Raw genomic sequence first — 12,107 nt, forward strand, 5'->3', positions numbered from 1 at the left:
GAGAGATGAATCTGAAAAAGAATATTATAATTTCTATTTTAAGCGTATTGGCTGTCATTTTTGTTTTAACTAGTTCGCATTTTTTCAAAGAAACCAAGAGAATGAAAGTGGATGTGGGTTATGATTACGCGGCATTAATTGAGGAAGCAGATAATGCTCTGGACCATATGCTATCAACTAATGTAAGGGATGCACTTCAGACAGATCATGGAATTGCCCTAATCGAGACTTTTAGAACTCAAACAATTAATAAACATTTCCAATTTTCCCGTCATTATGAGCCAATGCCGCAGATTGGAGATCTGTTTTATGAACTGTATTTAATTCAGGATAAGGCTCTAGAACATAGAGAAATTCCAGAAGAAGATATAGAAATTTACAAGGATCGACTGGAGAAACTTACATATATAATGTTGGATTTAAGTCATAGTTCAATGCCTGAACTGTTTGACACCTTTCATGGTAATGCAGATCCAGAAGTTACCGAGGAAATTAGAAAACGTATAGAAGCTGATTATTAAAAGAATTCGGTCAGCTTAATATAATGAATTAGTTATTGTCAGGAGGGAAATAAATATCATAACTAGCTATAGTAATAGACATATCTATATGGCATTAGGAGTTGGATTGGTCTTTCTATCACCTGTTCTGTTGTTATTAATACCATCTTTTGTAGCGAATACTATCCACCATACTTCAGGGTCTTGGCATGTTATTATACCAAAGGAAGGTTATATTACTTATGGTGTAGCTTTTATTTTTTTATGCTTAGCTCCATTCATTGTTTTTATTTATGACATGAAGAAAAAGTCAATTATCATAGCCCTTATTTTAGTATTCTTCAGTGGCGTATTCTTCTATTTGGCAAGCTTTCACTTTATTTCAATCGGTGGCAAATCAATTATGTATAGAGAAGGCTATTTTAAAGAGGAATATCACTATTCTTGGGATGATGTAAAGAAGGCAGAATATTATGAGGTACCTAGATCAGATGGATTTTCAACGTATAATATATTCTTTGAAGATGGAAATACGGTTTCTTTAAAAGAGAATGGCATAGTTAGAAATTATAGAAGAGCTATATATGCTAAATTGAGTGAAAGAAATATAGCTGTTGAATAATGTACTAATAGGTAAAGGATATAAATGTTTTATACATACTTTAGTCTCTATGCAGATGCTCGCATAACTAGGAAGGGAAAATACACATGAGAAGTGAAAAAGAAATGTTTGATCTAATCATAGGAGTAGCAGAAAGAGATGAACGAATTCGAGCAGTATATATGAACGGTTCTAGAACGAATGCTAATGCTCCAAAGGATATTTTCCAAGACTATGATATTGTCTATGTAGTGACGGAAACTGGTTCATTCATAAAGGATGAAAAGTGGTTAGAGGTGTTTGGAGATTTATTGATGCTTCAAGAGCCTGACAAAATGGATTATGAGATTGGTATGAACCGAGATCTTGAACGTTCATATGGGTATTTAATGCTTTTCACTGATGGGAATCGAATAGACCTTCATCTTGAAACGAAAGAAGCCATGATTGAGAGTTATGGCAATGATAAACTTACAGTTCCACTATTAGATAAAGATACTATTCTCCCATCGATCCCCGCTCCAACAGACATCGATTACCATGTGAAAAAACCTTCAGAAGCTCTGTTTGTAAGTAATACCAATAATTTTTGGTGGTGTTTACAAAACGTAGCAAAAGGAATCTGGAGAGATGAATTGCCATACGCGAAATTAATGTTTGAGTATAATACGAGAAGCTCTCTTGATCAAATGGTCTCTTGGTGGATAGGAACGAAATATGATTTTCAACTGTCAACAGGGAAGTTGGGTAAGTACTTTAAAAATTATCTTCCGGAACCGTATTGGGAGATGTATGTAAATACATATTCTGATCATAACTATGAACATTTTTGGGATTCGATCTTTGTTACATGTGATTTATTTAGGGTTTTAGCAGAGGAGGTTTCAGAGAACCTCTCGTTCACCTATCCAGTTGAAGATGATAAAAATATGACTCAATACCTTAAACATGTTAGAAGTTTAACTCCCGATGCAGAGGGGATTTATTAATTACATATAAATAAGTTTGCGATTGCTCTAATGGGTAATCGCTCTTTGTGTTTAAATAGTTAACTAAAGGCATAAAAATTAGCTGTCTGACTTTTTCAAATGACTTCAACTTGCAAGACAAATGAACGATATATGTAGCTTAGCTATTCCTACATAAAAAAATAACAATTGCTAAATAGTAATGATTACGATAATATATAAAACGTAATCATTACTACTTGTGGAGGTTAGCTTGAAACAATGAAACTATCATCATACATACAAATTCGTAATTTTGCTTTTGTCAGTTTATTTTTTGTCGTTTGTTTACTAGCAGCATGTGGAGATACGACGTCATCGAGTGAGAAGGAAGTGGCTCAAGAGAAACATATTCACTTCCTGTATAATTTCACAACAAATTCCTTGGATCCGCATGTGGATAGTAGCTATGTCCCATTAAGGGCAGGGATTACGGAAACTTTAGTTCGTTTAGATGAAGAAAATTTAACAGTTGAACCTTGGCTAGCAGAGAGCTGGGAAGGTGAGGATGGCATCAATTGGATTATTCATCTTCGCGAGGGGATAACCTTTCATAATGGCAAAGAAATGGATGCAGATGCAGTCAAGGCTTCATTGGAAAGAGCGATTACAGAGAGTGTTGCAATGGAAAATGCTTTAAAAATCGATGAAATATCAGCAGAAGGATATACGCTAAAGATTTCAACAACCGAAGCGTTCCCGGAGTTTATTTCCGAGCTTGTTAACCCGAATGTATCAATAATTGATGTGACAGCAGAAGATATCTTGAACAAACCAATTGGAACAGGTCCTTTTGCATTGGAAACATTTACGCCAGGAAGTCGACTTGAACTAGTGAGATATGATGAGTATTGGGACGGGGCTTCAAACTTGGATCGTGTAACTTTCTCCTTTAACGAAGATGCTAATGCGAGGTCTCTTGCATTAGAATCTGGTCAAGTTGATATTGTCTATCGTCCAGAAGTCGAGAGCTTAGATTCATTAGAACAAATAGAAGGTATACATGTTGAGGCAACGTCAACATTTCGTGTTCATCAGATGACGATGAATATGGAACGTGAGAGTTTGAAGGATGTTCATGTTCGTCGTGCCGTTGATGCTTTGATCGATCGACAGGAGATCGTTGATTCGATTTTGTTAGGGTACGGTGAGGCAGCTGTTAGTCCGTTCCTACCGAGTCTTCCATTTGCACCTGCTTATGAGGAGCGTGAGTCTGGTGCTGAGATAGCTATTGAGCATTTGCAGAAGGCTGGTTATACACTTGAAAATGATGTAATGCAAAAGGATGGAGAGGCCCTAACACTTACATTATTAACGTATCCGGCAAGAGCTGATTTACCTTTGATTGCCCAGGTATTTCAGTCAGATGCTAAGCAACTTGGAATTGGAGTGGAAATTAAGCAAATTGATACTCCTGAAGAATACATGGCTTCGAATCGAGATTGGGATTTGGCAACGTATAGTAATTTAACTGCACCTCGTGGTGACGCAGGCTATTATCTAAATGCAACCTACCATCCAACAGGAGCACTTAATTTCAGTGGAGCTGAAGAGCCAGAGCTGACTGCGATTATTGATGAGCTCAATCGAACGGTTGACCAAGAAGAGAGAGCTAAGCTTGCAAGAAGAGCAACGGATTATGTGAATGGAAATGTGATTAATTCATTTGTATTACATCCATCTACAATCGTTGCCTATAACGAAAACAAAGTGAAAAACTGGGTAACGACCCGAAGTGAGTATTATATGATTACCAACCAATTGGATGTGAACTAATTTGATCCGAATCGTAACACGTAAATTTCTTGAAGTATTTATTTTCGTACTAGCTATTACATTTTTGAGCTTTTTGTTTGTTCGCTTGGCTCCTGGTGACCCTGTGCTAACGATATTAAACGCCGATGAGCTATCGGTTAGCCAGGAGCAAGTAGAGCAGTTAAGAGAGGATATGGGATTCAATAAGCCGCTACTCGTTCAATACGGGTATTGGCTTATTGATTTTGTTCAGTTTGATTTTGGATCGTCCTATGTTACAGGACAGCCTGTCATGGAAATGATCTTACTAGGTCTTCCAGCTACGCTTGAATTAACGTTGGGAGCCTTATTCGTCATGATCCTTATCGCCATTCCGCTCGGCTCTTTGGCCGCCGTTTATCGAGATAGTTGGATTGATCAGCTAAGCCGTATCCTATCGATTATTGGTGCAGCCATACCGAGCTTTTGGCTTGGACTCATTTTAATTGATTTGTTTAGTGCTCGTTTACATTGGCTCCCGAGCATGGGAAGAGATGGAACAATGAGCCTGGTTTTACCGGCATTAACACTCGGCTTAGCCATATCGAGTGTCTATGTCCGATTACTTCGATCCAGCTTGCTCGATTCTCTTAGCCAGGAGTTCATACGAGCAGGGAGAGCAAGAGGTCTATCAGAGTTTCGCATCTTTTTCTATCATGCTTTTCGTCATAGCCTGCCTCCTGTTATTACTGTTTTTGGGGTTAGTCTAGGAAGTTTAATTGGTGGCGTAGTCGTGATAGAGGTATTGTTTGCTTATCCAGGGATAGGAAAAATGGTTGTTGACGCGATACGAGGGCGAGATTATCCGTTGATTCAAGGATATATTTTAATAATGGCTGTGATCGTGTTTGTCGTAAACACATGTGTTGATTTGTCATACCGTTATTTAAATCCTGAGTTAAAAATGAAAGAAAGAGAGATAAATAGATGAAGAGATTTGCTGTACGTTTGCCTCAAAAAAGAAAACAAAAATTTCAAGTCGGCATTGCAATCATCTTCGTTGTCCTGCTTTTGCTAGGAGTAGGGTATACTTTTTTGGTTTTAAAGCATGACCCCTACTTAACTAATTTAAGTGGTAGACTTCAAGGTGCGAGTCTGCAGCACCCATTTGGTACAGATCATCTTGGTAGGGACGTGTTAACACGGATACTGCTTGGAGGAGGGCAAACGATAGGTTTTAGTTTATTAGCACTTATTATAGCCCTAGGCATTGGAGTGCCACTAGGTATTTTTGCTGGATATAAGGGTGGCTTCATTGATCGGTTGTTTATGCGAATTGCGGACGGCTTTTTAGCTTTTCCAGATACAATTGTTGCCATCGTTTTAGTTGGTTTGCTCGGGCCTAGTATCAGTAATTTAATTCTTGCTATCATTTTAGTCAAATGGGTTAATTACGCCAGACTAGTGAGAAGCACTGTATTATCAGAATCACAAAAAGAGTATATCCTACTTGCACGTATCAATGGATTAACTGGAACAAGAATTATGACAAAGCATTTGTTTCCACATATTGTCGGCCACGTACTAGTACTTGCAAGTCTTGACCTAGGGAAAATCATCTTACTAATATCTGCATTTTCATATATTGGCTTAGGAGCACAACCACCAATGCCTGAATGGGGAGCGATGTTGAATGATGCTCGTTCGTATTTTAAGTCGATGCCAGAATTGATGATTTATCCTGGACTCGCAATTGTCTCTGTTGTATTAGTAACGAATATGTTAGGAGATTACTTAAGGGATCGCTTTGATGTGAAGAAAGAGGTAAAGCCATGATACTGTCTCTAGAAGGAATGACGATTCGCAGTGAAAGTAAGATCATAGTCGACCAAGTATCACTTTCGATTCGGGAAGGTGATTGGTTTGCGTTAGTTGGAGCAAGTGGCAGCGGCAAAAGCATTCTCTCCCAAAGTATTGGACAACTGCTTCCGTCCCAATTGCAAATTGAAGGTAGTATCACTTTCAAAGAACAAGACTTGCTCAAACTTTCTGCGAAAGAAATTCGTAAGGTTCGTGGAAAGAAGATTGCCTATATTTTTCAAGATTATCAAGGCTCGTTTACCCCCTTTCGAAAAATTGGACAGCATTTTGATGAATATCTACGTGTACATACTCAATCTGCAAAGAGGACGCGTTACGAGCAAGCAATAGAAGCACTTGAATCGGTTGGCTTAGCGGAAGATCTTTATCATCGTTATCCTTTTCAGCTAAGTGGAGGTCAGCTTCAGAGAGTGGCAATTGCATTGGCACTATTACTGTCACCAGACCTTGTTATTGCCGATGAGATTACAACAGCACTTGATAGTGTTTCAGGACATCGTGTATTAGAAATGCTTGCAAAAAAACAGAAAGAAACAGGTTGTTCGATTTTATTCATTACCCACGATTGGCGTCATGTGAGACGCTATGCTGATCGATTAGCGATCATGAAGGACGGAAGCATTGTTGAAACTGGTGGAAAGCATCGAATCCTTGACCATCCTCAGCATGAATATACCAAACAACTAATAAAAACAGCCCCGATCTTTGAAAAAGGGCTTCGATCTGGTTTAGATAGGAGTTAAGTCATGACATTGCTTACTGTAAAAGACTTATCAAAATCATATAAGCGAGGTAGACCGGTATTTTCTAATATAAGCTTCGATTTACATAAGGGAGAATGTCTCGCACTTGTCGGAGAGAGTGGTTCTGGTAAAAGCACATTAGCCCGTTGCTTACTGCGAATTGAAGCGACTGATCATGGTAGCATTTTCCTGAATGGAAAAGCTATAGAAAAGTTAAGTGAACGTCAATTGAAGCCTTATCGTAAGAAAATACAAGCGGTCTTTCAGAATCCCATGGCTTCGTTAAACCCAAAGCTCAAAATAAAAGACTCTCTTATTGATCCATATATGCAATACAAGAGTGAATTACGTTTAGCACATTTCTCTTATACGTCTAAGGATGCTTATGTGAAGCAACTTTTAGAGGCAGTTGAATTACCGGTATTTCTAGCAGATCGCTATCCACATGAATTAAGTGGAGGACAGCGTCAAAGAGTGACGATTGCTCGTGCAATTAGTATAGAACCAGAGCTGGTTCTCCTCGATGAGCCTACTGCGAGCTTGGATGTTATTTCTCAAAATGCTGTGCTACAATTATTGACTGAACTTCGGCAAAACTTGAATTTATCTTATTTATTTATCTCACATGATTTAGCAGCAGTTAACCAAATGAGTCAGCGTACGATGGTGATGAAGGATGGCCAAATTGTCGATCAGTTTGAACAGCAGCATTTATTTGCAGACGAACGTCATCCTTACACAAAGGAGCTTGTTTCGATTTTCTAGACTAAATATACAGAAGTTGAACCGGGACCAACGATTATGTTGGCTCGGTTCAACTTGTTCTGATAATGGGGATACAACATCGTCATTTTCAATGTGATGATTGATGTAAGGAAGGGGAACGTGATGCAAGCCAAAGCAAGCTATCAAAACATTGAAACGAAACCATCGGTGAGTCAGCGGCAATATTTAATGCTGGCTATTCCGTTAATTATTTCAGGAATATCAACACCAATCTTAGGGGCAGTTGACACAGCGGTAATTGGCCGTATGTCTGATGCAGCTGCAATCGGTGGAGTTGCGATTGGTGCAGTCATTTTCAACACGATGTACTGGCTACTTGGATTTTTGCGAGTAAGTACAAGTGGTTTTACTGCACAAGCCCAAGGAGCAAATGATTCGCAGGAAATGCTATTATCCTTTGTACGCCCAATGATTATAGCTCTTCTTTTTGGACTACTCTTCATTATTTTCCAAAAGCCAATCATTACAATAGCTCTATCTGTTTTTGGAGGGAGCGAAACGGTCTCATCATTTGCTGAGAGCTATTTTGTCATTCGAATTTGGGGAGCGCCCTTTATGCTATTAAGCTATGTAATCATTGGCTGGTTGATCGGCATGGGAAAGGTACGGCTCTCGTTGATTACCCAAATTTTTATGAATTTATTAAATATTACCTTGGACATTATATTCGTATTTGGCTTTGATATGGGGATCAAAGGTGTAGCAGTTGCAACCCTTATTGCCGAAGTTAGTGCAGTACTACTAGGAATCGGCATCATCCTTTATACAAAGCAAATCAGCTTCTCATCACTAAAACTTTCTATGCTTATGGAGGCTAGTCCACTACTTAAGATGTTAAAGGTTAATAGTGATTTATTTTTAAGGACGGTGTGCTTACTCACTATGACGGGTATGTTCACAGCGATGGGAGCCAGTATGGGAGAGGTCACATTGGCTGCAAATGCGATTCTGTTACAGATCCATTATATTATGGCCTATTTATTCGGCGGATTTGCTAATGCATCTAGTATTCTAGTAGGTAGGGCAATCGGTGGCAAACAGAAGCCATTATATAACCGGGCATTTACGCTGTCAGCTCAATGGGGTTTTGGTTCAGCCGTTGTGATGTCCTTAGTCATGCTAATAATAGGGCAAGAGGTCATCTCCTTTTTCACGACTATTTCAGATGTAGTAGCTACTGCGAATACCTTGATTATCTGGATGGTCATCTTCCCAATTTTTGGCTTTTGGGGGCTCCAACTGGAAGGTATTTTCTCAGGGGCAACAGAGGCTAGACCGATTAGGAACTCCATATTCTATGCACTACTTATCTTTTTACTTGCAATCTGGTTACTTGTGCCTGCATATCTGAATCATGGTCTTTGGTTAGCGTTTGTTTTATTCAGCCTGTCTAGATCAATCTTTCTGTCATTATATGTGCCGAAATTAAATAAAATCATAAACAATTAACGTTCTGAAAGAGGTCAATCCTGTCCGCGGTTTTAAAGTAATGTGGACAAGAATTCTTTATATCCTAAATGGCAGAAATAAGTGAAATAAATATGTTGACTGGATGTATAGTATATTATATATTTAGTGAAAATTTACCATATTATAAACACAGTGATTAGGAGTATTAAGGAGTCCTTATTGTTTAGAGAGCTATCGGACGCTGAAAGATAGTCAATAAACTCCCCAACTCGCCTATGAGTGGTTAGACCGATATGTAGGTCTGAACGGTTCACTTCCGTAATAAAGTTTTGAGAAGGTTTGTTCAAATGGTTATCTGACAAACCAAGAAGAGTGGTACCACGCGAGGTTAATCCTATCGTCTCTTTATGAGATGTTAGGATTTTTTTATTTTTCATATTTCAAATACTTACATGAAGGGGAGTTTATAATGGAGGGAGATTGTTTCATTTGTAACAAACATCGTGGAACGATACGAACATCTGGATCTACTATCTACGAAGATGATTATGTATATGTTGGGCATATAGATAATGATGGGAAATCTAATTATCTAGGACATATTATGATTGATTTAAAGAGACATGTTCCAACGCTTGCGGAAATGAATCCTGATGAAGCAAAAGCGTTTGGAGTCATGATGGCGAGAGTGAGTAGAGCATTGAAGAAGAGTGAGAATGCTGAACATATTTATGCCCTAGTGACTGGAAATTCAGTTCCGCATCTTCATATGCACGTAGTCGCTCGTTATCCCAATACCCCTGAGCAATATTGGGGACCATTTGAAGTTTCTCACTCTCCAAATGCCAGAATGGGCACGAATGATGAAGTAATTGAGCTATGTAATAGAATAAAAGCTCACTTGGAGATAAATCGATATGAATAATAAAACGGGAATTTATGATTATGATTGGGTAGGTAGCCAAGAAGATTTTGTGGATGACATAAGTGTCGTTAAGTTAAATCATATTGTTTTAGGTCGTTTTGGAGGTAATTCATCTGCAGGTCAGGATAAAAATGAAGACGGATGTATCGTTTGGATAAATACTGATTTAGGGTATGAATTTTCGGTGGTGCTAGATGCACATCAAACGGCTGAAAGTGCAGAGTTAGTTGTATCTACAATATGCTCCCTTAAAGAAGACATAAAAAGAATATTGACCTTTTCAACACGACAAGCGTTTATCAGTCTCGATAAATTATTGATAAGAACGTTTGAGAGTAAAAGGTTTAGAGACGCTTGTAAAAACATTCAAGGAGAAACGGCATTTTTGTGTGCAGTAAGAAAAGAGAAGTTCCTTTGGTGGTTTTCAGTTGGAGATTGTCTCCTTCTTTTAAACCATCCAGAGCTGTCAGACTTAAATGAGTACCAACAAAATCATCGCAGCTTCTATGAGTGGATCGGAAATGTGAATACTTTTGATTTAGAAGTTCCTTGTTTCAGCACGGGAACAAAGGAACTTCGTCAAGGAATGAATCATATCTTCTTAACTACTGATGGACTTGTAGAATGCCCTAACGTAGACTTTGCGGATCCGCTTAAATTATTTAATCAATTTCAGAAGAGTACGAATGAACAAGGGGTAAAGGCGTTGTTGAAGGAGATTCAGGATAATCATGTAAGAGATAGCACAACACTATTGTCGTGGTTTGTTGATATTGATATAGCAGGAAGTTATCCGAGTAATAGGGTGTCCGATTGATGTGGATAATAGAAGGAGGTTTTTTATGCATCCAACAGAGATAATTGAATTAATTGTTGTTGGGCTAATCATTGTTGGAATCATAATTATCTCGCTCCTTCTAAAAGGTAACTGGAGAAAGCTAGTTTCCTTGGTAGCGGTAGTTGTTTTTCTAGTTTATACTGCATTTTTCATTGCTCGTCCGTATTGGATTGATGCACAAGTTGAAAAGAAAGTTGAACTGTTAGAATCATACTTAGAGCGCCAGTATCCAGATGAAATATGGACAATAGCGACTGTCCCTCATCGAAAGCAAGGCTACAAACACCTTAATCCCTATTATATTGGGGTCATTTTTGAAAACGAGAAAGAAGTTACTTATCATTATTGGGTAGACGAGAATAATATTTACCAAATTAGTTATTCGACAAACAAACATGTTGACGAGTTAATCTATAAAGAAAGTGAATAAGTATTACTTTATTTAGGACACGGTTTGAAATTATTTACAAATAGTTCACATAGATTTGTTAATGTAAGACCAACACAATTAATTTGTCATCTCTGGTAAAAAGCCCATCCAAAAAAACGGAGGTACCTTATGAAGGCCATTATTTGTAGAGAGTACGGCTCGGCAGATGTCCTACAGCTTCAAGAGGTTGAAAAACCTGTTCCAAAGGAAAATGAAATACTAGTCAGAGTGCACTCGACAGCAGTAAACTCAGCTGACTGGCGTTTGCGGAAGGCTGAACCAGCTGCTGTGCGTTTGTTCTTCGGTTTGACAAAGCCAAGAAAGGGGATTTTAGGTGGTGTTTTTTCAGGAGCAGTTGAAGCGGTAGGTAAGGGCGTAACCCGTTTTAAGGTTGATGATTTACTCTATGGATCTACTGGAATGCGTTTGGGTGCTTATGCAGAGTATATATGTCTTTCAGAAAAAGGGGCTATTGTTACGAAACCAAAAAACATGTCCTTTGAAGAAGCGGTATCTATACCTTTCGGTGGGTTGACAGCCTTGCATTTCTTAAAGAAAGCAAGAGTCGAAAAGAGGCAAAGCATTTTTATTTATGGGGCCTCTGGGGCGGTTGGGACGATGGCTGTGCAGCTTGCAAAATACTTTGAGGCAGAAGTGACCGGGGTTTGTAGTACGGCCAATCTCGATCTAGTTACGTCTTTAGGGGCTGATTACGTCATTGATTATACACAAGAAGATGTTGCTAGTAGTGGCAGATCATATGATATTATTTTTGACACGGTGGGAAAGATGTCTTTCTCAGCAAGTAAAAAGCTAGTCAAGAAAGAGGGCATTATAATTTTAGGATCCTCTAATGTGTCCAAAGAAATTCAAGGCGTATGGACTTCAATAAGTAGCAGCCGAAAAGTAATCTCGGGTGTAGCGAGTGAAAAGGCTGACGATCTCATCTTTCTCAAAGAGCTTATTGAGCAAGGATACATTAAACCCGTTATCGATAAAAACTACAAACTAGAAGAAATTCCAAATGCTCATCGCTATGTAGAACAAGGTCATAAAAAGGGAAATGTAGTTATTACAATAATTTAGATAACGATACGTATGTAGAGGCTGGGACATAACTAAAGTGACTAACTGAAATACCGAACAAAGCAATCACATAGCGAAGTATATTTCAGGAGCGGTTTATAACTGCCAACTTTTGTTCGGTTTTCTATTAGTTCATTCACTTTTGTCCCAGCCTTTTTGTGTTCTG

The 12,107-nt window shown here is 38.4% G+C and carries 13 protein-coding genes and 1 other annotated feature; all 13 genes read left to right on the top strand.

Features of this window, described 5'->3' with window-relative positions:
- Window positions 1-101: 101 nt before the first annotated feature.
- Window positions 102-521, top strand: coding sequence for a hypothetical protein (locus tag J7W16_RS10885; RefSeq protein WP_210597338.1), 420 nt, complete (start codon window positions 102-104; stop codon window positions 519-521).
- A gap of 106 nt (window positions 522-627) precedes the next feature.
- Window positions 628-1,122 carry a hypothetical protein gene (locus J7W16_RS10890; protein WP_210597339.1) on the top strand — a complete coding sequence of 165 codons (495 nt, stop codon included), beginning with the start codon at window positions 628-630 and terminating at the stop codon, window positions 1,120-1,122.
- A gap of 86 nt (window positions 1,123-1,208) precedes the next feature.
- On the top strand, window positions 1,209-2,090 hold the full coding sequence (locus J7W16_RS10895) for an aminoglycoside 6-adenylyltransferase (protein WP_210597340.1): 882 nt from the start codon (window positions 1,209-1,211) through the stop codon (window positions 2,088-2,090).
- A gap of 240 nt (window positions 2,091-2,330) precedes the next feature.
- Window positions 2,331-3,884 (top strand): nickel ABC transporter substrate-binding protein, encoded by a 1,554-nt coding sequence (gene nikA / locus J7W16_RS10900; RefSeq protein WP_210597341.1) that lies wholly within the window; start codon window positions 2,331-2,333, stop codon window positions 3,882-3,884.
- Window position 3,885: 1 nt separating this feature from the next.
- On the top strand, window positions 3,886-4,833 hold the full coding sequence (gene nikB / locus J7W16_RS10905; protein ID WP_210597342.1) for a nickel ABC transporter permease: 948 nt from the start codon (window positions 3,886-3,888) through the stop codon (window positions 4,831-4,833).
- Window positions 4,830-5,678, top strand: coding sequence for a nickel transporter permease (gene nikC / locus J7W16_RS10910; RefSeq protein ID WP_210597343.1), 849 nt, complete (start codon window positions 4,830-4,832; stop codon window positions 5,676-5,678). Before nikB ends, nikC begins: the two co-directional genes overlap by 4 nt.
- Window positions 5,675-6,466, top strand: a complete 792-nt coding sequence (locus tag J7W16_RS10915) for an ABC transporter ATP-binding protein (protein ID WP_210597344.1) — start codon at window positions 5,675-5,677, stop codon at window positions 6,464-6,466. Before nikC ends, J7W16_RS10915 begins: the two co-directional genes overlap by 4 nt.
- 3 nt (window positions 6,467-6,469) lie before the next feature.
- Complete coding sequence (locus tag J7W16_RS10920) at window positions 6,470-7,231, top strand: ABC transporter ATP-binding protein (protein WP_210597345.1); 762 nt, start codon at window positions 6,470-6,472, stop codon at window positions 7,229-7,231.
- A gap of 123 nt (window positions 7,232-7,354) precedes the next feature.
- A complete protein-coding gene (locus tag J7W16_RS10925) occupies window positions 7,355-8,701 on the top strand; it encodes an MATE family efflux transporter (protein WP_210597346.1) in 1,347 nt (448 codons plus the stop codon).
- Between the two features lie 144 nt (window positions 8,702-8,845).
- Window positions 8,846-9,070 (top strand) — a binding site (T-box leader).
- Window positions 9,071-9,131: 61 nt separating this feature from the next.
- Window positions 9,132-9,587, top strand: a complete 456-nt coding sequence (locus J7W16_RS10930; protein WP_210597347.1) for an HIT family protein — start codon at window positions 9,132-9,134, stop codon at window positions 9,585-9,587.
- Window positions 9,580-10,404 (top strand): PP2C family serine/threonine-protein phosphatase, encoded by an 825-nt coding sequence (locus tag J7W16_RS10935; protein ID WP_210597348.1) that lies wholly within the window; start codon window positions 9,580-9,582, stop codon window positions 10,402-10,404. The genes J7W16_RS10930 and J7W16_RS10935 overlap by 8 nt, the downstream gene beginning before the upstream one ends.
- Before the next feature lie 25 nt (window positions 10,405-10,429).
- Window positions 10,430-10,855 (top strand): hypothetical protein, encoded by a 426-nt coding sequence (locus J7W16_RS10940; RefSeq protein ID WP_210597349.1) that lies wholly within the window; start codon window positions 10,430-10,432, stop codon window positions 10,853-10,855.
- A 129-nt stretch (window positions 10,856-10,984) separates the two neighbouring features.
- On the top strand, window positions 10,985-11,941 hold the full coding sequence (locus J7W16_RS10945; RefSeq protein ID WP_210597350.1) for an NAD(P)-dependent alcohol dehydrogenase: 957 nt from the start codon (window positions 10,985-10,987) through the stop codon (window positions 11,939-11,941).
- Window positions 11,942-12,107 lie beyond the last annotated feature (166 nt).

Origin of the sequence: Halalkalibacter suaedae, assembly GCF_017939705.1 — a bacterium.
Taxonomy (GTDB): domain Bacteria; phylum Bacillota; class Bacilli; order Bacillales; family Bacillaceae_D; genus Halalkalibacter; species Halalkalibacter suaedae.

Bases quoted from the DNA above. Each gene is read 5' to 3' on its own strand.
- J7W16_RS10945 (WP_210597350.1), top strand. From the start codon at position 10,985: ATGAAGGCCATTATTTGTAGAGAGTACGGCTCGGCAGATGTCCTACAG.
- J7W16_RS10920 (WP_210597345.1), top strand. From the start codon at position 6,470: ATGACATTGCTTACTGTAAAAGACTTATCAAAATCATATAAGCGAGGT.
- J7W16_RS10930 (WP_210597347.1), top strand. From the start codon at position 9,132: ATGGAGGGAGATTGTTTCATTTGTAACAAACATCGTGGAACGATACGA.
- J7W16_RS10935 (WP_210597348.1), top strand. From the start codon at position 9,580: ATGAATAATAAAACGGGAATTTATGATTATGATTGGGTAGGTAGCCAA.
- J7W16_RS10940 (WP_210597349.1), top strand. From the start codon at position 10,430: ATGCATCCAACAGAGATAATTGAATTAATTGTTGTTGGGCTAATCATT.
- nikA (WP_210597341.1), top strand. From the start codon at position 2,331: ATGAAACTATCATCATACATACAAATTCGTAATTTTGCTTTTGTCAGT.
- J7W16_RS10925 (WP_210597346.1), top strand. From the start codon at position 7,355: ATGCAAGCCAAAGCAAGCTATCAAAACATTGAAACGAAACCATCGGTG.
- nikC (WP_210597343.1), top strand. From the start codon at position 4,830: ATGAAGAGATTTGCTGTACGTTTGCCTCAAAAAAGAAAACAAAAATTT.
- J7W16_RS10915 (WP_210597344.1), top strand. From the start codon at position 5,675: ATGATACTGTCTCTAGAAGGAATGACGATTCGCAGTGAAAGTAAGATC.
- J7W16_RS10895 (WP_210597340.1), top strand. From the start codon at position 1,209: ATGAGAAGTGAAAAAGAAATGTTTGATCTAATCATAGGAGTAGCAGAA.
- J7W16_RS10885 (WP_210597338.1), top strand. From the start codon at position 102: ATGAAAGTGGATGTGGGTTATGATTACGCGGCATTAATTGAGGAAGCA.